The 22,403-nt window shown below is 56.5% G+C and carries 18 protein-coding genes; 3 read left to right on the forward strand and 15 right to left on the reverse strand.

Annotation, left to right across the window (positions count from 1 at the left end; all coding sequences use genetic code 11):
* Window positions 1-123 precede the first annotated feature (123 nt).
* Window positions 124-2,055, forward strand: a complete 1,932-nt coding sequence (locus C5687_RS04250; protein WP_104556475.1) for a methyl-accepting chemotaxis protein — start codon at window positions 124-126, stop codon at window positions 2,053-2,055.
* Here C5687_RS04250 and C5687_RS04255 read toward each other — a convergent pair.
* Window positions 2,052-3,674, reverse strand: a complete 1,623-nt coding sequence (locus C5687_RS04255) for an isovaleryl-CoA dehydrogenase (protein ID WP_104556476.1) — start codon at window positions 3,672-3,674, stop codon at window positions 2,052-2,054. The genes C5687_RS04250 and C5687_RS04255 overlap by 4 nt on opposite strands.
* 192 nt (window positions 3,675-3,866) lie before the next feature.
* Between C5687_RS04255 and C5687_RS04260 the strand changes: the two genes are divergently transcribed.
* The gene (locus C5687_RS04260; protein WP_104556477.1) at window positions 3,867-5,141 is read left to right on the forward strand and encodes an MFS transporter; all 1,275 of its coding nucleotides are present in this window, start codon (window positions 3,867-3,869) and stop codon (window positions 5,139-5,141) included.
* Window positions 5,142-5,223: 82 nt separating this feature from the next.
* Here the strand turns inward: C5687_RS04260 and rlmB are convergent, their stop codons facing one another.
* From rlmB to nnr, 14 genes are all read right to left on the reverse strand, one after another.
* Complete coding sequence (rlmB, locus tag C5687_RS04265; protein WP_025758266.1) at window positions 5,224-5,955, reverse strand: 23S rRNA (guanosine(2251)-2'-O)-methyltransferase RlmB; 732 nt, start codon at window positions 5,953-5,955, stop codon at window positions 5,224-5,226.
* A 68-nt stretch (window positions 5,956-6,023) separates the two neighbouring features.
* Window positions 6,024-8,465 (reverse strand): ribonuclease R, encoded by a 2,442-nt coding sequence (rnr, locus tag C5687_RS04270; RefSeq protein WP_095452383.1) that lies wholly within the window; start codon window positions 8,463-8,465, stop codon window positions 6,024-6,026.
* Between the two features lie 38 nt (window positions 8,466-8,503).
* Window positions 8,504-8,929 carry a nitric oxide-sensing transcriptional repressor NsrR gene (nsrR, locus tag C5687_RS04275; RefSeq protein WP_025758264.1) on the reverse strand — a complete coding sequence of 142 codons (426 nt, stop codon included), beginning with the start codon at window positions 8,927-8,929 and terminating at the stop codon, window positions 8,504-8,506.
* A gap of 192 nt (window positions 8,930-9,121) precedes the next feature.
* A complete protein-coding gene (locus C5687_RS04280; protein WP_045284473.1) occupies window positions 9,122-10,420 on the reverse strand; it encodes an adenylosuccinate synthase in 1,299 nt (432 codons plus the stop codon).
* A 104-nt stretch (window positions 10,421-10,524) separates the two neighbouring features.
* Window positions 10,525-10,722, reverse strand: coding sequence for a DUF2065 domain-containing protein (locus tag C5687_RS04285; protein WP_003855996.1), 198 nt, complete (start codon window positions 10,720-10,722; stop codon window positions 10,525-10,527).
* Between the two features lie 71 nt (window positions 10,723-10,793).
* Window positions 10,794-11,798, reverse strand: a complete 1,005-nt coding sequence (hflC, locus tag C5687_RS04290; protein ID WP_025758262.1) for a protease modulator HflC — start codon at window positions 11,796-11,798, stop codon at window positions 10,794-10,796.
* A 2-nt stretch (window positions 11,799-11,800) separates the two neighbouring features.
* The gene (gene hflK, locus C5687_RS04295; protein WP_104556478.1) at window positions 11,801-13,063 is read right to left on the reverse strand and encodes an FtsH protease activity modulator HflK; all 1,263 of its coding nucleotides are present in this window, start codon (window positions 13,061-13,063) and stop codon (window positions 11,801-11,803) included.
* A gap of 56 nt (window positions 13,064-13,119) precedes the next feature.
* A complete protein-coding gene (gene hflX / locus C5687_RS04300) occupies window positions 13,120-14,400 on the reverse strand; it encodes a ribosome rescue GTPase HflX (RefSeq protein ID WP_045284415.1) in 1,281 nt (426 codons plus the stop codon).
* A 74-nt stretch (window positions 14,401-14,474) separates the two neighbouring features.
* Complete coding sequence (hfq, locus tag C5687_RS04305; RefSeq protein ID WP_045284414.1) at window positions 14,475-14,786, reverse strand: RNA chaperone Hfq; 312 nt, start codon at window positions 14,784-14,786, stop codon at window positions 14,475-14,477.
* An 85-nt stretch (window positions 14,787-14,871) separates the two neighbouring features.
* Entirely contained in the window at window positions 14,872-15,822 is a 951-nt protein-coding gene (miaA, locus tag C5687_RS04310; protein ID WP_104556479.1) for a tRNA (adenosine(37)-N6)-dimethylallyltransferase MiaA, read from the reverse strand.
* Entirely contained in the window at window positions 15,815-17,659 is a 1,845-nt protein-coding gene (gene mutL / locus C5687_RS04315) for a DNA mismatch repair endonuclease MutL (RefSeq protein ID WP_104556480.1), read from the reverse strand. The genes miaA and mutL overlap by 8 nt, the downstream gene beginning before the upstream one ends.
* Before the next feature lie 9 nt (window positions 17,660-17,668).
* Entirely contained in the window at window positions 17,669-19,003 is a 1,335-nt protein-coding gene (amiB, locus tag C5687_RS04320; protein WP_104556481.1) for an N-acetylmuramoyl-L-alanine amidase AmiB, read from the reverse strand.
* A gap of 16 nt (window positions 19,004-19,019) precedes the next feature.
* A complete protein-coding gene (tsaE, locus tag C5687_RS04325) occupies window positions 19,020-19,481 on the reverse strand; it encodes a tRNA (adenosine(37)-N6)-threonylcarbamoyltransferase complex ATPase subunit type 1 TsaE (RefSeq protein WP_008502923.1) in 462 nt (153 codons plus the stop codon).
* The gene (gene nnr / locus C5687_RS04330) at window positions 19,474-20,997 is read right to left on the reverse strand and encodes a bifunctional ADP-dependent NAD(P)H-hydrate dehydratase/NAD(P)H-hydrate epimerase (protein ID WP_104556482.1); all 1,524 of its coding nucleotides are present in this window, start codon (window positions 20,995-20,997) and stop codon (window positions 19,474-19,476) included. The genes tsaE and nnr overlap by 8 nt, the downstream gene beginning before the upstream one ends.
* Between nnr and queG the strand changes: the two genes are divergently transcribed.
* On the forward strand, window positions 20,996-22,135 hold the full coding sequence (gene queG, locus C5687_RS04335) for a tRNA epoxyqueuosine(34) reductase QueG (protein WP_104556483.1): 1,140 nt from the start codon (window positions 20,996-20,998) through the stop codon (window positions 22,133-22,135). The two genes, nnr and queG, sit on opposite strands and share 2 nt — an antisense overlap.
* Window positions 22,136-22,403 lie beyond the last annotated feature (268 nt).

A 22,403-nucleotide genomic window follows, 5' to 3' on the forward strand; every position in this document is an offset into this window, starting at 1 on the left:
AAATTTTTTATCTCCGATAAAACCAATTAACAACAATACAATAACATTTTGTTACATTAATTTAGTAAACGTAATCTCTGCTCTGCCGTTGATGAACCATACCTTTTCAATAATGAGCAATTTATGATCACTGTTTTTCGCCGTGCAGGCCTGGGGGCGAAGCTATCGCTACTTACAGGCGTCAGTGTCGCCACGCTATTTCTGCTGTTCACTTTTCTGCTCAGCCAAAAAGCCAGCCAGCAGCTTGAAGCCCTTGCGGTAGAGGATCTGCATAATCAGTCCACCGGTATGGTCGACATGGTGCAGATGTTTAACACCAGCCTGAGTGAAGAAGTGGAGAGCTATACCCGGCTGTTTACCACCTTTTTACCGCAGCCTCTGAGCATTGATGCTTCTCAACCCCAGACGATTAATGGGCTCAGCGTTCCACTGCTGAAAGGGGGAGAAACCGGGCTGCATGAAAACAACACCCTGTCGGACGATTTCCTGAACCGTACAGGCGCCATTTCCACGCTGTTTGTACGCAGCGGTAATGACTTTGTCCGCGTCGCCACGTCCCTGCGCAAAGAGAATGGCGATCGGGCGATGGGTACCGTTCTGGATGCCTCCAGTCCGGCCTTTGCCGCCGTCAACAAAGGTGAAGTCTACCGCGGCCTGGCCCTCTTATTTGGCAAGCGCTACATCACTCAGTACCAGCCGGTTAAAAATGCCGAAGGGCAGGTCATTGCGATTGTCTTTGTCGGGGTGGACATCTCTCACTCCTGGAACGACATGCGCGAGAAAATCCTGAACCGCCGCCTGGGCGAGAGCGGTCATTTCTTTGTGCTGGATCGCAGCAACGGCAAAACCCGCGGGCAATATCTGTTCCACACCACGGAAGAGGGGCAATTGCCCAGGTGGGACGTCGCGACGCAGCAACAGCTGCTGGGTGACAAACCTGGCACGCTGGAACGCACAAGCGACGATGGACGCACGCTGAAAATGGCGTACACCCCGCTGCCAGGCTGGAACTGGACTATCGTGGGTGAAGTGGATAAATCGGTGCTGCTCGCAAGCGTCAACGCCATGCGCGACCGTTTCCTGCTGGCTGGCGTGGTCTTATCCATTCTCTTTGCAGCCCTGTTCGTGGTGCTTATTCGCCGGATGCTGACCCGGCCGCTGCGCAACGTGATCCATCTTGCCCGGCAATATGCCGCGGGCGATCTCCGCTCCAGCCTGCCCGTGACGCGCCAGGACGAGGTCGGGCAGTTGATCGATGCCATCAACGGCATCGGCGGCGGCCTGCAAAAAATTGTGCTGCAGGTTCGCGAAGCTGCAGGTGAGATCCATTTGGGCACCAACGCGCTGGCCTCCGATACCGGGGAGATTTCAGAGCAGATCAACAAGCAGGCGAGCAGCGTGGAAGAGACCTCCGCCAGCATGGAGCAACTGGCCGCGACCGTACAGCAAAATGCCGCCAATATGGAGCAAACGCAGCAGCTGGTGGGTGAAACCTCGCTCGCGGTCCATCAGGGAGGTGAAACCGTCGCCCACGCCGTGTCGACCATGGATGACATTCGCGAAGCGTCAAAACGCATTGAAGACATCACCCGCGTGATCGAGTCCATCGCTTTTCAGACCAATATTCTGGCGCTGAATGCGGCAGTGGAAGCGGCCCGCGCTGGCGAGCACGGTAAAGGGTTTGCGGTCGTCGCGCAGGAAGTTCGTGCCCTGGCGGGGCGTAGTGCGAATGCAGTGAAGGAGATTGAACAGCTGATTGGCGATACCCTCAGGAAAGTGAGCGAGGGTCACGCGCTGTCTGAACAGACGCGCCTGGCGATGGATGCCATCATCGTTCATATCGATAACATCAGCCAGCTGGTCACCGAGATTAACCATGCCTCACGCGAGCAATCCGCGGGGATCGGTCAGGTGAATCTCGCCATGACCCATATTGGCGAAGCGTCGCATATCAATGCCGATCGCATCTCACGCAGCGAACAAACCGCACTAACGCTGCGCGAGAAGGGCTCGCATCTGACCGAACTGGTGAGTCTGTTCCAGCTTAAAAACTAGCCAACCCTGCCCGTGGCGCGCAGCAGCAGGTCACTTTGTACCTGCTCGCTCATCAGCGTACCGCCGCGGGTATCCAGCATCATGCGGCACCACGCCTGCGCCACCGGGGGCGACGCGTGCCGCAGCATTTGGCTACCGGCGCCCAGTAAAAAGAGCTGTTGAGCAATCTCCCTGCCCTGTGCCTCCTGCGGTTTACGCAGTTTTTGCTGAAGCTGTCGCCAGCTGCGGTCGAAGTGTCTGTCCTGCCCTTTTACCTGCGCAAACTCATCGGCAAGCAGGTCGTGAATTCCCGGCTGCTTCGCCAGCACCCGCAGCACGTCCAGACACATGATATTGCCTGACCCTTCCCAGATGCTGTTCACCGGCATCTCGCGGTACAGACGGGGAAGTTCACTCTCCTCGCAATATCCGACGCCCCCCAGCACCTCCATCGCTTCCGCCACAAACGGAATGCCCGCTTTACACACGCTAAATTTCGCCGCCGGGGTAAACAGCCGCGCCCAGGCAGCCTCCTGCGGATCGGCTCGTTTATCCCACGCCCGGGCCAGACGGAACAGCAGCGCCGTTTGCCCCTCCAGCATCAGCGCCATTCGGCTCAATACCTCGCGCATTAACGGCTGGTCGATGAGGTTTTTGCCGAACGTCTGCCGCTGATGGGCGTGATACAGCGCCACCGAGAACGCCCGACGCATCAGTCCGTGGCTCCCCAGCGCGCAGTCAAAGCGCGTCAGCCCGCCCATTTTCAGTATCTGCCGAACCCCTTCGCCCTCTTCCCCCAGTAGCCAGCCGGAGGCGTCGAGAAACTCTGCCTCGCTGCTGGCATTCGAGCGGTTGCCGAGCTTGTCCTTAAGGCGCTCCAGCCGCACGGCGTTGCGCTGTCCGTCAGGCAAAAAGCGCGGAACAAAAAAGCAGGATAGCCCGCCTTTTGCCTGCGCCAGCACCAGATGGGCATCGCTTTGCGGGACGGAGAAAAACCATTTATGCCCCACCAGCCGGTAGCTGCCGTCGCTACATTTCTCCGCTTTGGTGGTGTTGCTGAGCACGTCTGAGCCGCCCTGTTTTTCCGTCATCCCCATGCCGATCAGCAGCCCGCGTTTTTGTCCCGCCGGAGCGAGATGGGGATCGTAGCGATCGCTCAGTAATGGCGTCAGCCAGTGCCGGAAAGGTTCAGGTAGCGCCTGCTGCAGCAGCGGTGTGGCGGCAAACGTCATGGTGACGGGGCACAGCGTTCCGGCTTCCACCTGCGCATGCAGTACAAATCGCGCGCCCCTGGCAACAAAGGAGCCTTTACGCGCCTCCTCTTCCCATGCGAGGTTATGTACGCGGTTGGCACACAGTCCCTGCATCAGCAAGTGCCACGCCGGGTGAAAGCGGACGTCATCCAGCCGTTCCCCGGTGGGGTCATAGCGCAATAACTCCGGCGGATTCACGTTCGCCAGCCTGCCCAGCTCCAGCGATTCCGCAGTACCTAACTGCTGGCCGATGCTGGCGAGAAGCTCGATATCCCACTCAGCACCTTCGCGGGTCACCGCGTCACGCAGGGCACAATCAGAAAGGAAAAGGTTGCTGTTTGAGAGTGGTGAAGGTTGATTAAAAACGGTATGGGTTTGCCAGTGCATGCTGTTTCCCTCCTTCAGTGGCAATGAAGGTAAGTATGGACAGACCCCGATAACGCTGCATGGGAGTGCGGTCACACAGTAGCGATCCCGCTGATATCATTCGTGAAATAGCTCACATAACATAAGAATAAACTATTTCACCACCTCTTCTTTGTTGAATAATTTATTCCCCCCCTTTCAGTGAGGAAAGTTATGCAACCGAATGCGCACAAGCGAGCATTAATTGCAGGCTCCATTGGTAATTTTATCGAGTGGTATGAGTTTGCGGTCTATGGTTTTCTCGCAACCGTCATTGCGAAGAATTTCTTCCAGCTTGAAGGCGAAGCGGGGCTGACCAGCCTGATCCTCACCTACGCCTCGTTTGCCATCGCTTTCTTCTTCCGTCCGCTGGGGGCGGTGGTGTTTGGTCGCATCGGCGACCGGATTGGCCGAAAACCGACGCTGATTATTGTGCTGGTGTTGATGACGCTCGCTACCGCCGCCATCGGTATGGTGCCGGTCTATGCCAGCATTGGCATTGCCGCACCGCTCATTATCACGCTCCTGCGCATCCTGCAGGGGTTGTTCGCGGGCGGCGAGTACGGCGGTGCGGTCTCACTGATGACCGAGTTCGCCCCGCGCGGCAAACGCGGCCTGTACGGCGCGTGGCAGTCCTTCACCGTGGCGCTGGGCTTGTTAGCGGGCGCAGGCATTGTGGCGCTGCTCTCCGCCCTCCTCACGCCGGAAGCCCTGCACGACTGGGGCTGGCGTATTCCGTTCTTCCTGGCGTTGCCTATGGGTATCGTGGCGCTGTGGCTACGTGTCAGTATGGAAGAGACGCCAGGCTTTGTGCAGCAGCAGGGAAAACCGGTTGCCGCTCAGGCGGATACCGTCGCCACGCTGAAAGCCATCATGTTGGGAATTGGCCGGGTAATGGTGTGGTCCGCTGCGGGGTACACCTATCTGGTGATTATGCCGACCTATCTGCAGTCAGCCCTGCATACCGGGTTTAACCAGGCGCTGCTGATCGCGGTAATTTCGAATATCGGTTTTGCGCTGACGATTATTCCGTCAGGGATCCTGAGTGACAGAATTGGCCGCCGCACAGTGATGATTATCTCCACTGTTTTGCTGCTGATCCTCGCCCTGCCGCTGCTGAAAATTCTGCAGGCGGAGTCCAGCACCCTGGCGGTGAAGACAGTCGTGGTCCTGATTGCAGGCGGTCTGGTAGGCATGCTGGCAGGGCCGGGGCCGGCAATGCTCTCTGAGATGTTCCCGACGCGCGTGCGCTATACCGGGCTTGGGCTGGCTTACTCCCTGTCGAATGCGATTTTCTCGGGCTGTGCGGGGCTGATTATCACCGGCCTGATTAAAGAAACGGGCAACCTGAATATTCCGGCGTATTATGTGATGGCGACGGCGGTAGTGAGTATTGTCGCGCTGATGACGCTGAGGAAGGATGACCATTTGCGGTCGTTAGAGGAGTGAGGTTGTTTTGCCGGGTGGCGGCTTCGCCTTACCCGGCCTACAAAACCGTAGGCCCGGTAAGCGAAGCGCCACCGGGCGAAAATCAGCTACGCTGACGCACAGCTTCAAACAGACAGATGCCCGTTGCAACAGAAACGTTCAGGGACGACACGCTGCCCGCCATCGGGATACTGATCAGCTCGTCACAGTGCTCGCGGGTCAGACGACGCATACCTTCACCTTCCGCCCCCATCACCAGCGCCAGACGGCCGGTCATTTTACTCTGATACAGGGTATGATCCGCTTCACCGGCGGTACCGACGATCCAGATGTTCTCTTCCTGCAGCATACGCATGGTGCGCGCCAGGTTGGTCACGCGGATAAGCGGAACGTTTTCCGCCGCGCCACAGGCCACTTTCTTCGCCGTCGCGTTCAGCTGTGCAGAACGATCTTTCGGTACGATCACCGCGTGTACACCTGCCGCATCCGCGCTGCGCAGACACGCGCCGAGGTTGTGCGGATCGGTTACGCCATCGAGGATCAGGAAGAACGGATTCTCCAGCTCAGCGATCAGATCTGGCAGATCGTTTTCCTGATACTGACGACCCGGCTTCACGCGGGCGATGATCCCCTGGTGAACCGCGCCTTCACTTTTCTCATCCAGGAACTGGCGGTTTGCCAGCTGGATCACCACACCCTGTGCTTCCAGGGCATGGATCAGCGGCATCAGACGTTTGTCCTCACGCCCTTTCAGAATAAAGACTTCCTGAAAACGCTCCGGCGCGCGCTCGAGAAGGGCCTGCACCGCGTGGATGCCGTAAATCATTTCACTCATTGATGGTTCTCATTATGACTGTTCTTTTCCCTCTCCCCTTCGGGGAGAGGGTCAGGGTGAGGGGAATTTTACTCCGCCTGCTTTTTCTTCGCAGCGCGCTTCGCTTTGGTGGCAGCCGCTATTTTCTGCGTCTTCGCGGAAGGCTTTTTCGCTGAGCGAGCTTCTTTCTTCGCCGCCTTCGGCTTCTGCTTTTTCTCGCCGCGGAACGCGCTGTCCGGCTCGAAGTTCACCTTCTTCCCGGCCTGACGGCGCTTGCCGCTCGCTTTACCGTTGCCGCCTTTTTTCGCCCTTTCACGCTCGGTTTTACCGACGTTACGCGGCGCGCGTTCGCTGGAGATCAGGCTGAAGTCGATTTTACGGTCGTCCATATTCACGGCCTCGACCTTCACTTCCACACGGTCGCCCAGACGATAGATCTGACCGCCCGATTCGCCAATCAGACGCTGGCCGACCTGGTCAAAGCGGTAATAGTCGTTATCCAGGCTGGAGACGTGCACCAGACCGTCGATAAACAGCTCATCAAGACGAACGAAGAAGCCAAAGCCGGTCACGCTGGCAATCACACCTTTGAAGATGTTACCCACCTGGTCCAGCATAAAGTCACACTTCAGCCAGTCCGCCACGTCACGCGTGGCTTCGTCAGCCCGACGCTCGGTCATGGAGCAGTGCTGACCCAGCTGCAGCATCTCTTCCATCGAATAGTGGTAGCCACCGGTTTCAGTGGTGTTTCCTTTATGGCCTTGCTCCTGCGCCAGCAGATACTTGATCGCACGGTGCAGAGAGAGGTCAGGATAACGACGGATCGGCGACGTAAAGTGGGCGTAAGACTGCAGCGCCAGGCCGAAGTGACCGCGGTTTTCCGGATCGTAAATCGCCTGCTTCATTGAGCGCAACAGCATCGTCTGCAGCATTTCTGCATCCGGACGGTCGCCAATGGACTCGAGCAGCTCAGCGTAATCACGCGGCTCAGGTTTGTTACCACCCGGCAGCTCCAGACCCAGTTCAGCCAGCACGGAGCGGAACGCGGTGATGGCTTCCGTCGACGGCTTATCGTGAATACGGAACAGCGCCGGCTCTTTGGCTTTTTCAACGAAACGTGCCGCCGAGATGTTCGCCAGGATCATACACTCTTCGATCAGCTTGTGCGCGTCGTTACGCTGGGTCTGTTCAATACGCTCAATACGACGTTCGGCGTTGAATATAAACTTCGCCTCTTCGCTCTCAAAGGAGATCCCGCCGCGCTCCTCGCGCGCCTGATCCAGCGTTTTGTAGAGGTTATGCAACTCTTCGATGTGTTTGACCAGTGGCGCATACTGTTCGCGCAGATCCTGGTCGCCCTGCAGCATATGCCAGACCTTGGTATAGGTCAGGCGCGCATGCGAGCTCATTACCGCTTCGTAGAACTTGTAGCCGGTTAAGCGCCCTTTGTTGGAGATGGTCATCTCACACACCATACAGAGGCGATCAACCTGCGGGTTCAGGGAGCACAGGCCGTTAGACAGAACTTCCGGCAGCATCGGCACAACCTGAGACGGGAAGTAGACCGAGGTACCACGGCTGCGCGCTTCGTTATCCAGCGGGGTATGCGGACGAACATAGTAGCTTACGTCGGCAATTGCCACCCACAGACGCCAGCCGCCGCCGCGCTTTTTCTCACAGTAGACGGCGTCATCGAAGTCGCGAGCGTCTTCACCGTCGATCGTGACCAGCGGCAGGGAGCGGAGATCCACGCGGCCCACTTTGGACTCTTCCGGGACTTCTTCACGCAGGCTCTCGATCTGCTCTTCAACCGCTTTCGGCCAGATATACGGAATTTCATGGGTACGCAGCGCCATATCAACGGCCATGGTAGTCCCCATGTTGTCACCGAGCACTTCGACGATTTTACCCACCGCTTTGGTACGACGGGTTGGGCGCTGGGTGAGTTCCACGACCACCACGAAGCCCATGCGCGCGCCCATCACCTCTTCAGGTGGGATCAGAATGTCGAAGCTCAAACGGCTGTCGTCCGGCACCACGAAGCCCACACCCGCGTCGGTAAAGTAGCGGCCAACAATCTGGCTGGTTTTTGGCACCAGAACGCGTACGACACGCGCTTCGCGGCGACCTTTACGGTCGGCGCCCAGCGGCTGCGCCAGGATCTGATCGCCGTGGATGCACATTTTCATCTGTTCAGATGAGAGGTACAGATCGTCTTTACGCCCCTCAACGCGCAGGAAGCCGAAGCCATCGCGGTGACCAATGACGGTCCCTTTCAGCAGATCGAGGCGTTCCGGCAGCGCGTAGCACTGGCGGCGAGTAAAGACCAGTTGCCCGTCGCGCTCCATGGCGCGCAGGCGACGGCGAAGCGCTTCAGTTTGCTCTTCACCTTCAATGTTTAATTCAACGGCAAGTTCTTCACGGTTGGCGGGTTTTTCGCGTTTTGTTAAGTGTTCAATGATGAACTCGCGGCTGGGGATAGGATTCGCGTATTTTTCGGCTTCGCGTTCCTGGAAAGGATCGTGTGACATGTCGGTTCCTCCGTTGTCAGCTCCGGTGGAAATTTTCTTCATTCCACCAGCAATAATTTATAAAGCGGTTGATTCTCTTCAACCAAATCGGCCAGCGTGTAGTTATCCAGTTCCTTGAGAAAACGTTGCACGGCCTGAGAAAGCGCCTGTTTCAGGCGGCAAGCGGGCGTAATGTGGCAGAACTCACTGCTGCAGTTCACCAGAGAGAGCGGTTCCAGTTCACGTACCACATCGCCAACACGAATGCTCTGTGCCGGTTTACCGAGACGGATCCCACCATTCTTCCCGCGGACGGCAGCAACGTATCCGGCACGACTAAGTTGATTGATTATTTTGACCATATGATTACGGGATACGCCGTAGACCTCTGTGACTTCAGAGATGCTGGTCATTTTCCCATCGGGTAACGACGCCATGTAAATCAGCGCACGTAAGCCGTAATCGGTGAAACTTGTTAACTGCACATCAACCTCAGGAAAAAGGGAAATCGCGGACAAACCGCACAGATATTCATTAATGATGATAAACCAGCCAGATAGTTAGGGGCTAATTTATTTGAATGACGGGGCGAAAAAGCGGAGATCCAGGAGCGGTCGCCGGATGGCGCTACGCTTATCCGGCCTACGGGTCTCCCCGCAGGCCAGCAGTCACGAAGATTATGCGTCGAACGGGTCGCGCAGGATCATCGTTTCAGTACGATCCGGGCCGGTAGAGATAATGTCAATCGGCACTTCGGTCAGTTCTTCAATGCGCTTGATGTAATTCAGCGCCGCCTGAGGCAGGCCGCTACGCTCTTTCACACCGAAGGTGGTCTCAGACCAGCCCGGCATGGTTTCGTAGATTGGCTCGATGCCTTCCCAGTCGTCAGCAGCCAGCGGAGTGGTGGTCACTTCGCGGCCATCTGGCATACGGTAGCCTACGCAGATTTTCACTTCTTTCAGGCCGTCCAGGACGTCCAGTTTGGTCAGGCAGAAGCCAGACAGGGAGTTGATCTGCACGGCACGACGCACCGCAACCGCATCCAGCCAGCCGGTACGACGACGACGACCGGTGGTCGCGCCAAACTCGTTACCCTGCTTGCACAGGAACTCGCCGGTTTCATCAAACAGTTCGGTCGGGAATGGACCCGCACCCACGCGAGTGGAGTACGCTTTGATGATGCCCAGTACGTAATCGACATAACGTGGGCCCAGGCCAGAGCCGGTCGCCACGCCACCTGCGGTGGTGTTAGAGGAGGTAACGTACGGATAGGTACCGTGGTCGATGTCCAGCAGCGTACCCTGCGCACCTTCAAACATGACGAAATCGCCACGCTTGCGCGCCTGGTCCAGCAGATCGGACACATCAACAACCATACCGGTCAGAATGTCTGCAATCGCCATGACGTCATCCAGCACTTTCTGGTAGTCAACAGCGTCAGCTTTGTAGAAGTTCACCAGCTGGAAGTTGTGATATTCCATCACTTCTTTCAGTTTTTCAGCGAAGGTTGCTTTGTCGAAGAGGTCGCCTACGCGCAGACCGCGACGTGCCACTTTATCTTCATACGCTGGACCGATACCACGACCGGTGGTACCGATCGCTTTCGCGCCGCGCGCTTTTTCACGCGCAACGTCCAGCGCCACGTGATAATCCAGAATCAGCGGGCAGGCTTCGGAGAGCAGCAGGCGCTCGCGAACAGGGATACCACGGTCTTCCAGACCTTTCATCTCTTTCATCAGCGCAGCTGGAGACAGCACAACGCCGTTACCGATGATGCTGGTGACGTTTTCGCGAAGAATGCCTGATGGAATAAGATGGAGGACGGTTTTTTCACCGTTGATTACGAGAGTATGGCCTGCGTTGTGACCGCCCTGGTAGCGTACAACATATTTAGCCCGTTCAGTCAGAAGATCAACAATCTTCCCTTTACCTTCGTCACCCCATTGGGTGCCCAGTACGACGACGTTGTTACCCATTTTTTTCAAAATCACCGTTTGCTTAAAAATGGATTCTACCATCGCTTTTTCAGATATACAGCACTTTTTGACCTCAGAATATCCCAAATCCGACCACTTTTTGATCAGCCAATCGTTTTCCTCAACATGTAGTAGATCACGATGCCAGCAACCACAAGACCGCCGCCAAAACGACGCAAAATATTATCGGGAAGTTGGCTCATCGTCGCGATCATGCGACGCCACGCGCGCGGATAAAGCATCGGGCCAAGGCCTTCCAGCACTAACACCAACGCCAGCGCGAGCCAAATGGTTGAATTCATTTTTATTCCTTATAAAAGAAAACCACCGCTCCATGGGAAGCGGTGGTTTGAATACTCAAACGAGCCTGAGTTTATCGCGTTGCGTTAGTCGGCGTCTTCATATAACGGAAGAAATCGCTGTCCGGGCTGAGCACCATCACATCCTGGTTGCTCTGGAAGCTATTCTCGTAAGCACGCAGGCTACGGATAAAGGCGTAGAAGTCTGGATCCTGGCTGAACGCATCGGCGAACAGCTTCGCGGCTTCCGCATCACCTTCACCGCGCAGAATACGGCCCTGACGCTCAGATTCTGCCAGCGTCTTGGTCACTTCATAGTCCGCTGCCGCACGCAGTTTCTCAGCCTCTTCCTGACCCTGTGAACGATGACGACGGGCGACCGCTTCACGCTCAGCGCGCATACGGTTGTAAATCGCCTCGGACACTTCCACAGGCAGGTTGATCTGCTTGATACGCACGTCGACCACTTCGATACCCAGCGCGGCCATACTGTTCGGGTTGATCACCGGCACTTTGCCGTTGGTTTCAGCCTGAACACGTTCTGCCGCTTTAGCGATCGCATCGTCCGCCGCTGGTGTTTCCACTTCGTCTTCCGTGCCCGCTGTACCGGAGTTCAGCGCATCACGCACTTCCAGGGTCAGACGACCGCGGGAGTCGGTCACGATATCCTTCACATCCAGACGACCAATCTCAGAACGCAGACGGTCAGAGAACTTACGTTTCAACAGCACTTCCGCCTGAGAAACGTCGCCGCCGCCTGTCGCCAGGAAGTAACGGCTGAAATCACTGATGCGCCATTTGATATAGGAATCAACGATCAGGTCTTTCTTCTCTTTCGTGACGAAACGGTCGGCCTGGTTATCCATGGTCTGAATACGCGCATCGAGCGTTTTCACAGACTGAATGAACGGCACCTTAAAGTGCAGGCCCGGCTCATAGATCACCGGACGTTTATCACTGTCACGGACGACGCTGCTGAACTGGAACTTAATCCCACGTTCACCCTCTTTCACGACGAAGATAGAGGTATAAAGCACGACCAGTACGATGATGATGATCGCAATAACTGACTTACGCATCCTTATTCCCCCTGACGCTGGTAGTCGTTACGCTGCGCGTTAGCACGGCGTTGGTCCATAATGTCACCATCGTTCGAAGAAGACGTGGTTGTTGCGCTTGTGCTACCGGATGACGCCGGTGGCAGACGCAGCAGGTTGTTGGCACCGCTGGTGTCAGCCTTCGCTGCCGGCGCTGAACCGCCCTTAAGCATCTGATCCAGTGGCAGCACGATCAGGTTTCCGCCTTTGTTGTCATTAACCAGCACTTTACGCGTGTGGCTAAGCACTTTTTCCATGGTCTCGATATAGAGACGCTCACGGGTAATTTCCGGAGCCGCCTTATATTCCGGCAGGATTTTCGCGAAGCGCGCCACTTCACCCTGGGCTTCCAGGATGGTCTGGGTCTTGTACGCACGCGCTTCTTCAAGAATACGCTGCGCCTGACCGTTAGCACGCGGCTGAACTTCGTTGGTGTACGCTTCCGCTTCACGGATGTACTGCTGTTCGTTTTCACGGGCGGCGATAGCGTCATCAAACGCGGCCTTCACCTCTTCCGGCGGACGAGCGGCCTGGAAGTTGACGTCCAGCAGAGTGATACCCATGTTGTACGGACGAATGGTCTCTTCCAGCTCACGCTGGGTATCGCTACGAATAACGGTACGACCTTCAGTCAGAATACGGTCCATGGTGTATTTACCGATCACCCCGCGCAGGGCGCTATCGGTCGCCTGGCGCAGACTGTCATCGGCGCTGGTCACGCTAAACAGATAACGTTCAGGATCGGTGACGCGGTACTGGACGTTCATCTCAACGCGCACCACGTTCTCATCAGACGTCAGCATCACACCAGACGCCGCCAGTTCACGGACAGATTCCACGTTGACCGCGGTCACGTCGTCAATGAAGGTCGGCTTCCAGTTCAGACCCGGCTCAACCAGATGGCTGAACTTACCAAAACGCGTAACCACACCGCGTTCCGCTTCTTTAATGGTGTAGAACCCGGTAGCAGCCCAGATGATTACCACGGCAGCGGCAACAATACCCACTACGCGACCACCCATTTGCGGGCGCGGCCCCTGGGTGGAATTCCCACCTGAGCCAGAACCTTTACCTCCGCCAAGACCACCAAGCTTCTTGCTTAGCTTGCGGAAGATATCATCCAGATCTGGCGGCCCCTGCTCGCGACCACCTTTGTTGCCATTTCCCCCAGAGTTGCCGCCTTGATTATTGCTGCTTCCCCACGGGTCGCGGTCCTGTCCGTTATTACCGGGCTGATTCCACGCCATGTATATGCTCCATATTTGTTATGCAAGGGCGAATTATTCAGGCATCCCCTTTCTGATCAGACGATATAGTCCGCCAGCGCAGGTTCTTGTTTACAGAGGCGACGCCAGTCAACGATCGGCATACGCACCTGCATCCCCACGCTGCCGTCATCCTCCATCCACTCTTTTTCTATCGCCTGAAGCTGATAAAACCGGCTGCGCAGCCTGCCTTCCTGTGGCGGCAATCGCAGCGTGTGCTGGGCTACCTCACCGGAAAGACGTTCTGTCAAAGCCTGGAAAAGCAGTGGCACACCAATACCGGACTGGGCAGAAAGCCAGACCCGAATCGGTTTGTTCTCTTCATCTCGGTCGATACGCGGCTCGAAATCCTCCAGCATATCGATCTTGTTCATCACCAACAGGGTTGGGATCTCGTGGGCGTCGATCTCTTCGAGCACCACGTTTACCGCGTCGATGTTCTCCTGCACGCGGACGTCTGCCGCGTCAATCACGTGCACCAGCAGAGTCGCCTGTCGCGTCTCCTGCAGGGTGGCTTTAAACGCCGCCACCAGGTCATGCGGCAGATGACGGATAAACCCAACGGTATCCGCCAGCACCGTCTCGCCGACGTCGGCTACGTCGATACGACGCAATGTGGGGTCCAGGGTCGCAAACAGCTGGTCTGCGGCATACACCTGGGCCTCGGTAATCTGGTTAAACAGGGTGGACTTACCGGCGTTGGTATACCCCACCAGCGACACCGTCGGGATGTCGGCTTTTGAGCGCGCGCGGCGCCCTTGCTCACGCTGTTTCTCAACGCGTTCCAGACGTGAGAGGATCTGGGTAATACGGCCACGCAGTAAACGACGGTCGGTTTCGAGCTGGGTCTCACCCGGACCGCGCAAACCAATCCCGCCTTTCTGTCTTTCAAGGTGGGTCCAGCCACGCACAAGCCGCGTCGCCAGATGGCGCAACTGCGCCAGCTCAACCTGCAGCTTACCTTCGTGGGTACGTGCACGCTGAGCAAAAATATCTAAAATCAACCCTGTGCGATCGATAACACGGCATTCGCAAAGACGTTCCAGGTTACGTTCCTGAGCCGGAGACAACGCATGGTCAAACAGCACGACTGACGCGCCGGTTGCTTTTACGGCATCCGCAATTTCTACTGCTTTACCTTCACCAACAAAATACTTTGGGTGCGGCGCTTTACGGCTACCGGTAATCACCTGCAATGCTTCGACACCGGCGGAAGAGACCAGAGATTCAAACTCCTGGAGGTCTTCCATATCTTTGTCTTGCGTAAAATAGATGTGTACCAGCACCGCCTGCTCACCGGCATCATAACGGTCAAACAAGCGTAAAATCCTCAAAAAAGATCAGCGGGGAACGCAGGATCGCTGGCTCCCCGTGTGGATAACAGCGCGAAACCTTATTCGGTGTCTTCGCTGTCCTGCGCTGGCGCTGAAGAGCCCTGCGCGTTACTGCCATGATGGTAGTTACTGCCCGTGCCGCCGCCCGCGTTATTGCTGTGATGAGAGACCGGACGAGACGGAACAACAGTAGAGATAGCGTGCTTGTAGACCATCTGGCTGACCGTGTTTTTCAACAGGATCACGAACTGATCGAAAGACTCAATCTGACCTTGCAGCTTAATACCATTCACCAAATAAATAGAAACTGGAACACGTTCCCGACGCAATGCGTTCAGGAACGGATCTTGTAAAGATTGCCCCTTAGCCATTCTATCTTTTCCTTATATGCTTGTTTTGTACTTAGAACCTTGCGATTCTGAAAAATTGCGCACGATACGACTCAATTGTACACATTCAGTGAGCGATATCACCAACAACCTCAATCACTTCGTTTAACGCCTGTTGTGGTTTTTCACTGTCTAGCCAGTGAACCCCCTCCCAACCGCGCAACCAGGTGATCTGGCGCTTCGCTAACTGTCTCGTGGCGCAAACACCTCGATAAACCATTTCATCGTATGAAATCTCACCTTCAAGATACGACCACATCTGGCGATATCCCACACAACGAATGGAAGGCATGTCCGTATGCAAATCTCCACGGGCAAATAGCGCCCGCACTTCTGCTTCAAAATCTGAAGCTAACATCTGATGAAAACGCTGCTCAATTCGTTGATGGAGCAGTTCACGGCTCGCCGGGGCGATGGCGAACTGATGCACCTGATACGGCAGAGCGTCTCCTGACGTTTGCGTCAGTTCCGTTAAAGTTTTACCCGAAATGAAAAAAACTTCCAGTGCCCGGGAAAGCCTTTGCGGATCATTTGGATGGATTCGCGCTGCCGCTACCGGGTCAATCTCCGCCAGTTGCTGATGCAAAACGTCCCAACCCTGCTCTGCCGCCTGCTGCTCAATCTTTGCTCGTATTTCCGGGTCCGCTGATGGCAGAGGAGAGAGCCCCTCCAGCAACGCCTTGAAATAGAGCATGGTTCCGCCAACCAACAGCGGTATACGTCCCGCCGCGGTTATCTCGGCCATCTCGGCTAAGGCATCCCGGCGAAAATCCGCTGCGGAGTAGGCCTGAGCCGGGTCAAGAATATCCAGCAAACGGTGCGGTGCCGCACGCAGCTCTTCTGCGTCAGGCTTCGCCGTGCCGATATCCATCCCCCGATAGATGAGGGCGGAGTCGACGCTAATCAACTCTACAGGCAAAACTTTACGCAACTCGATGGCGAGCGCCGTTTTGCCGGAAGCCGTTGGGCCCATTAAAAAAATTGCCTTAGGCAGGCTCGCCTTACTGATATCAATCATGTTTCAGGGCGTTCATCGCCGTTTGTAAATCAACAGGTTGCAATAACCCACCCGGCGGCGCTTTCACCAGATGCGGACAGAGGCGTTCAACCTCCGCCAGCACGCTAATGGCCTGTGCCATGCTCCACGGCGCGTGTTCGCTGGCCAGATGGCGGGCGATCCACTGCGCGGTGTTAGCGGCATCAAACGATGTTTGCTGCGCCAGGTAGCCTATCAGTTCAGGAATCAAGTTTTGTAAATTTTGTTGGCGTAAGGGTAAAGGCACTGCACGAATTGTCACATGTTGTGGTTCGAGCACGATTTCAATCCCCATCTGCGCCAGTTGCGGCTCCGCACGCTGCAATACCCTTGTTTCTTCAGAGGATATTTTCAGGCGAACCGGGATCAATAACGGCTGCGCACAGGCCGCATTTTCGCCCGGCGTAAGCTGGACCTGTTTGAGCCAGCGTTCAGCGACCGGCAATGCCAGAAGCATCAATTTGCCGTCACGTTCAAGCAGTGCCATATCCGGCGCGATGATCGTCAGCACCCGGCCAAAACTCTGGCTATGGCCGTCCAGAGAAGGCTGAGGAGCCGGAAGGGATTCTTTACGCTCCACAGCCGGCGTTTCCAGCAGTTTGCGATACAACGCCCCCTGCTGCTTTTGATAGCCAGGCTGGGCATGCGGATAGTTGGCCCCCGTCGGGCGCGGTGCAGTTCCTGCTGAGGAGAAACGCGGGGCTTCCGGTTCCCGGGCAACGGCAGGCTCCGCAAAATGGTTACGGCCCGCAGCAACACGGTTTTCCGGGAACGGGCGCGGCGCAGCTTCTGCCTGTTCCAGCGGCAATGTCGGTTCTACCTGCTGCTGCAGCACGCTGAGCACGCCCTGATAGATAAAATCATGCACCAGTCGCGACTGGTGGAACCGCACTTCATGCTTGGCAGGATGCACGTTCACATCCACCTGATGCGGGTCAATCTCCAGATAAAGCACGAAAGCGGGCTGCTGATCGGCCCCGAGCTTGTCTTCGCAGGCCTGGCGAATGGCGTGATTGATGAGACGGTCGCGCATCATGCGGCCGTTCACGTAGCAATACTGGATCTCCGCAAACGCCGCGCTGCTGGCATTCGGGTCAGCCACCCAACCGCGCAGCGCCAGATCGCCATGCTGCCACTCAATAGCCAGCGCCTGTTCCAGAAATGGTGTACCGCAGATTGCCCCCAGACGGCGCTCTTTCTGCCCCCCCTCTGCCACCGCGCGATACTGGCGCATCACCTTACCGTTATGGCTGAGGTTGATGGTGACATCGAAACGGGCCAACGCGATACGCCGAATGATCTCGTCGATATGCCCGAACTCGGTTTTTTCGGTACGCATAAACTTGCGGCGGGCAGGCGTGTTATAGAACAGATCTAATACTTCAAGCGTCGTACCGACAGGGTGCGCCGCGGGTTTGACCGTCACGTCCATATCGCGCCCTTCGGCGTATGCCTGCCAGGCCTCCTGCTGGTCCGCGGTGCGGGAAGTGAGCGTTAAACGCGAAACCGAACTGATACTGGCCAGCGCTTCGCCGCGAAACCCGAGGCTGATAATCGCTTCCAGGTCATCCAGAGAGGCTATTTTACTGGTGGCGTGACGGGCCAGCGCCAGCGCCAGCTCGTCTTTTTTAATGCCGCAGCCGTTGTCACGAATGCGAATCAGCTTTGCGCCACCGCGTTCGATATCAATATCAATGCGGGTCGCACCCGCATCGAGGCTGTTTTCCACCAGCTCCTTCACCACCGACGCAGGGCGCTCCACCACCTCACCGGCGGCGATTTGGTTCGCAAGCTGCGGCGGTAGAACCTGAATCGGCATGAATGCTCCTTAGTTTGTCGCGGTCATCTCACCCGGCAGCGCGGCACTTGCCGTCTGGGCAGCTCCGCCCTGCGGCGCGGACTGCAGCGGATGAGCCTCGAAGTATTTACGCAGACCGTTATAAATCGCTTCGGCAAGCTGTTGCTGATAGCTGTCGCTGCCCAGCAAGCGTTCTTCACTGTTATTGCTGATAAAGCCGGTTTCCACGAGGATCGAAGGAATATCCGGCGAACGCAGAACCCCGAGGCTCGCATGCTCTGGACGGCGCTTGTGCAATGCCCCGATGCCCTGCAGCTGGTTCAGTACGTTAGTGGCGACATCATACCCGACGCGCTGGGAATGACCGAACTGTAAATCCAGTACCGCCTGGCTGAGATACGGGTCAGACTGGCTGTTAGCCAGCACATCCCCGGCACCGCCTAACAGTTCAGACTGTTTCTCATGCTCTTCAAGCCAGTTGGCCATTTCACTGTTTGCCCGGCGGTTCGACAGCACCCATACCGATGCGCCGGTCGCATTACGGTTAGGTGCGGCATCGGCGTGAATGGAGACCAGGAAATTGGCATTCTGCTTGCGCGCCACGTCTGAGCGGCCCATCACGGAGATAAAATAGTCGCCGTCACGGGTGAGCACGCCTTTAAACATCGGGTCGTCGTTTAACAGCGCCCTGAGCTTGCGGGCAACAGCGATTGTGACGTTTTTCTCCTGCGTACCGCCCGGGCCAATCGCGCCAGGATCCTGACCGCCGTGCCCCGCATCAATGGCAATAATCACTTTGTCACCGCTGACCACGCGGCGTGCGCTGGCCGCAGGACGCGTAACAGTATTGCTGCTGGTGACGCTGGTTATGCGGTCGCTGTCTGTTTTGAAGGGATTACGCGCCGGTTCTGTAGGACGCGGGGTATACACCGGCGCTTCCACGCGTTTCGCGACAACAGGCGGCGGTGGAGGCGGCGGCACGTCTGCATTGATGGTAAACACCACCGTATAGTTCGCACCGTTTTGCTGCTTCACCGCCTTCGTTTTGCCCTTTTCGGTCAAATCGACCACCAGGCGCAATGACTGACTATCTTTTGGCGTGCCCGAGCGAATACTTTTCACCAGATTGTTACCGCTGAACTGCAGCGGTAATCCCTGGATCACGCCGGTCTGTTTGATATCCAGCGCCACGCTGTGGCTGTCTGGCTGTGAAAATGCATATTCAGGATCGCCCATAAAGCTGAATGTGATCCGGGCCTGGCTTTCGCCGTTCGAGACCTGAATATCGGAGAGGTTTGCCGCCCCGGCCTGCGCGCACAGCAGCACCGTGGCAGCCAGCAACCAATTTTTAACGCGATTTATCATCCCGTCATCCCTACGCTTAACCGGCCAGACGCGCCAGTAAGGAACTGCCTGATGAGGAAACCGCACTGATGCGAGCCTCACGCCCTTGTGCCTGGTAATCTAAGTGAATTTCGACATCCGGGTCAGGCAGGACACCCGCACCTTGTTGCGGCCACTCCACCAGGCAGATGGCATCATTGGCAAAATAATCACGGATCCCCATAAATTCCAGCTCCTCAGGATCCGCAAGGCGGTATAAATCGAAGTGGTACACCATGAGATTTTCAAGGGTGTACGGCTCTACCAGCGTGTAGGTTGGGCTTTTCACATTCCCGTTATGCCCTAACGCCTGCAAGAAACCCCGGCTGAAGGTGGTTTTACCCGCCCCTAAATCACCATACAGATAAATGACAGTTGCCCCCTGACAGGCCTGCGCCACGCGCTTGCCGAGATCTAAAGTGGCTTGTTCATCAGGTAAAGGAATCGCTCGATTAGTCATTTTCTACGTCAATCACATCCGGGTTAACCACACGCCGCAGCGTGCAAAAGAGATCGGTGGCCAGCATACCGCGTGTACCGTAACGCGCAGCCAGTTTATCTGCCGCGGCACCGTGGGCCACGCAGCCCGCGCAGGCTGCATCATAAAGGGGAAGTTTCTGTCCAAGCAATGCGCCAATGATACCGGAAAGCACATCGCCCATGCCGCCGCTCGCCATGCCCGCGTTTCCGGCATCGATAATGCTCTGAGCCTCATCACTGGCGACAACGGTTCCTGCCCCTTTCAAAACGGCAACACCTCCGTAACGTTTTACCAGACGCTGAGCAGAAAGTAAGCGATCGCTTTCAATTTCTGCCACGCTGCAGTTAAGCAGGCGCGCGGCTTCGCCGGGGTGTGGCGTCAGAATGCGATTGTGACGCTTATCCGGATTGATTGCCAGAAGGTTCAGCGCGTCGGCATCCCACAGCATCGGTTTACGAAAATTCTCGACCTTTTGCAGGGCCTGTTTACCCCAAGCCTGCTGTCCAAGACCGGGTCCAATGACGACTACATCCGCCCATTCCAGGCTTTCTTCAAGGGTCTGGAGCGTAAGCTCATGGACCATCAGCTCCGGTCGGGCGGTAATTATCGGCGCAATATTCTCAACGCGAGTGAGCACTCGCACTAAACCGGCACCGCTTCGTAATGCCGCTTCACCGGCCATGCGGATAGCGCCCGCCGTACCGTGATCGCCCCCCACTATCACCAGCTTGCCGTGATCGCCTTTATGGGACGTCGGGCGTCGGGGCGGAAGCCACGCAGCAAGGTGAGACGCATCAAAACGCGCGATGCGCATTTCCTGTCCTGCCAGCCAACTCTCCAGCCCCAGCGCATGGTGGTGCAACACGCCGACCACGTCCCGTGCTTTGCCGGTCAGCAAACCCGGTTTCAGGGCGATGAACGTCACCGTGTGCGCAGCCTGAATCACCGCCCCCGGCGTCGCTCCTGTTTGTGCGAGCAGACCCGACGGAATATCCAGCGCGACCACCGGCGCGGCGTGCCGGTTGGCGTGTGTAATGAGCGCAGCAATGTTCTCGCGAGGCGCGCTGCGCAGGCCAGTGCCCAGCAGACCATCAACAATCAGATCAACATCCTCTGGCCAGACGATATCCGGCGCATGAATCACGCCGCCTGCATTCAGCCATGCCTCCCGCGCCGCGCTGGCCTCTTCCGGCAGCGGTTTATCACTTTCGAGTGCCAGCAACGTCACGCGGATCCCCGCAGCCACCGCAAGACGGGCAACCACGTAACCGTCACCGCCGTTATTGCCGTGTCCGCACATTATTAGCCAGTGTGCAGCCTGCGGGTACGCGCTGCGGACAACGTTAAACGCCGCCTCGCCTGCCCGCTGCATCAGTTCATAAAGGGTGATACCGAGACTGTCAGCCGCCTCTTTTTCGGCATGCCGGAGCGCGTCCGCATGCCAAATGGAATGTGGTATACTTGCGGGGTTTTTCTTCACCGTATGGTCCGTCATGTCACAGCCCCTCGATCTCAATCAGTTAGCGCAAAAAATTAAACAGTGGGGTGCTGAGCTCGGCTTCCAGAAGGTAGGTATTACCGATACCGACCTCTCCGCCAGCGAGCCGAAACTGCAGGCCTGGCTGGATAAACAATACCACGGCGAAATGGAATGGATGGCGCGTCATGGCATGATGCGCGCCCGTCCACACGAGCTTTTGCCGGGCACGTTACGGGTCATCAGCGTGCGCATGAACTACCTGCCCGCCAACGCGGCGTTTGCGCGCACGCTAAAAAACCCCTCTCTGGGTTACGTCAGCCGGTACGCCCTGGGGCGTGATTACCACAAGCTCTTGCGTAACCGCTTAAAAAAACTCGGGGAGACTATTCAGCAGCACTGTGTTTCGCTGAATTTTAGACCCTTTGTCGATTCTGCGCCCATTCTTGAGCGCCCGATCGCTGAAAAAGCCGGGCTTGGCTGGACAGGTAAGCACTCACTTATCCTTAGCCGCGACGCCGGTTCGTTCTTCTTCCTGGGAGAACTGCTGATTGATTTACCGCTGCCGGTAGACGGTCCGGTCGAGGAAGGCTGTGGGCGCTGCGTGGCCTGTATGACCATCTGCCCGACAGGTGCCATCGTCGAGCCCTACACCGTTGATGCACGCCGCTGTATCTCCTACCTCACCATCGAACTGGAAGGGGCGATCCCGGAAGAATTTCGACCGCTTATCGGAAACCGGATCTACGGCTGTGACGACTGCCAGCTCATTTGCCCGTGGAACCGCTATTCGCAGCACACGAATGAAGAGGATTTCAGCCCGCGTAAGGCGCTCCATGCCCCGCAGCTCATTGAACTGTTTGCCTGGACCGAAGCCTGGTTCCTGAAAGTGACGGAAGGGTCGGCCATCCGCCGTATCGGCCATCTGCGCTGGCTGCGAAATGTTGCCGTGGCGCTGGGCAATGCCCCGTGGGATGAAGCGAATATCCGTGCGCTGGAAAGCCGTAGAGGTGAGCACCCACTTCTTGATGAACACATAGACTGGGCGATTGCGCAGCAAATTGAGAAGCGTAATGCCTGCGTAGTCGAGGTGCAGCTTCCTCAGAAACAGCGGCTGGTGAGGGTGATCGAAAAAGGGCTTACGCGGGATGCGTGATATATTCACAGCCTGTGAATAAAAATAAAAACTCAAGCGCCATCTGGGCTTGAGAAGAGATCAAGTGATCTCGATAACATTTTGAAATGAAAATTTATCCTTAAAATACAATGCATTAAAAAGATACTATTCACCCTGCTAACTTTTAGACCGGTTCCGCTAAAGCGCAGTTTCTGTGGATAACTCTGTTTACAAGAGTATTTCAGATGCAATAGAAAACGTCCTCAACGAGGTTATTCGCTGTGGATATTTTGGAGACGAAGAAGAA

The sequence above is a fragment of the Enterobacter sichuanensis genome, from assembly GCF_002939185.1.
Taxonomy (GTDB): Bacteria; Pseudomonadota; Gammaproteobacteria; order Enterobacterales; family Enterobacteriaceae; genus Enterobacter; species Enterobacter sichuanensis.

Excerpts from the sequence above, each read along its gene's own strand:
- C5687_RS04250 (WP_104556475.1), top strand. The coding sequence starts at position 124 with ATGATCACTGTTTTTCGCCGTGCAGGCCTGGGGGCGAAGCTATCGCTA.
- C5687_RS04255 (WP_104556476.1), bottom strand. The coding sequence starts at position 3,674 with ATGCACTGGCAAACCCATACCGTTTTTAATCAACCTTCACCACTCTCA.
- C5687_RS04260 (WP_104556477.1), top strand. The coding sequence starts at position 3,867 with ATGCAACCGAATGCGCACAAGCGAGCATTAATTGCAGGCTCCATTGGT.
- rlmB (WP_025758266.1), bottom strand. The coding sequence starts at position 5,955 with ATGAGTGAAATGATTTACGGCATCCACGCGGTGCAGGCCCTTCTCGAG.
- rnr (WP_095452383.1), bottom strand. The coding sequence starts at position 8,465 with ATGTCACACGATCCTTTCCAGGAACGCGAAGCCGAAAAATACGCGAAT.
- C5687_RS04280 (WP_045284473.1), bottom strand. The coding sequence starts at position 10,420 with ATGGGTAACAACGTCGTCGTACTGGGCACCCAATGGGGTGACGAAGGT.
- C5687_RS04285 (WP_003855996.1), bottom strand. The coding sequence starts at position 10,722 with ATGAATTCAACCATTTGGCTCGCGCTGGCGTTGGTGTTAGTGCTGGAA.
- hflC (WP_025758262.1), bottom strand. The coding sequence starts at position 11,798 with ATGCGTAAGTCAGTTATTGCGATCATCATCATCGTACTGGTCGTGCTT.
- hflK (WP_104556478.1), bottom strand. The coding sequence starts at position 13,063 with ATGGCGTGGAATCAGCCCGGTAATAACGGACAGGACCGCGACCCGTGG.
- hfq (WP_045284414.1), bottom strand. The coding sequence starts at position 14,786 with ATGGCTAAGGGGCAATCTTTACAAGATCCGTTCCTGAACGCATTGCGT.
- miaA (WP_104556479.1), bottom strand. The coding sequence starts at position 15,822 with ATGATTGATATCAGTAAGGCGAGCCTGCCTAAGGCAATTTTTTTAATG.
- mutL (WP_104556480.1), bottom strand. The coding sequence starts at position 17,659 with ATGCCGATTCAGGTTCTACCGCCGCAGCTTGCGAACCAAATCGCCGCC.
- amiB (WP_104556481.1), bottom strand. The coding sequence starts at position 19,003 with ATGATAAATCGCGTTAAAAATTGGTTGCTGGCTGCCACGGTGCTGCTG.
- tsaE (WP_008502923.1), bottom strand. The coding sequence starts at position 19,481 with ATGACTAATCGAGCGATTCCTTTACCTGATGAACAAGCCACTTTAGAT.
- queG (WP_104556483.1), top strand. The coding sequence starts at position 20,996 with ATGTCACAGCCCCTCGATCTCAATCAGTTAGCGCAAAAAATTAAACAG.
- nnr (WP_104556482.1), bottom strand. The coding sequence starts at position 20,997 with ATGACGGACCATACGGTGAAGAAAAACCCCGCAAGTATACCACATTCC.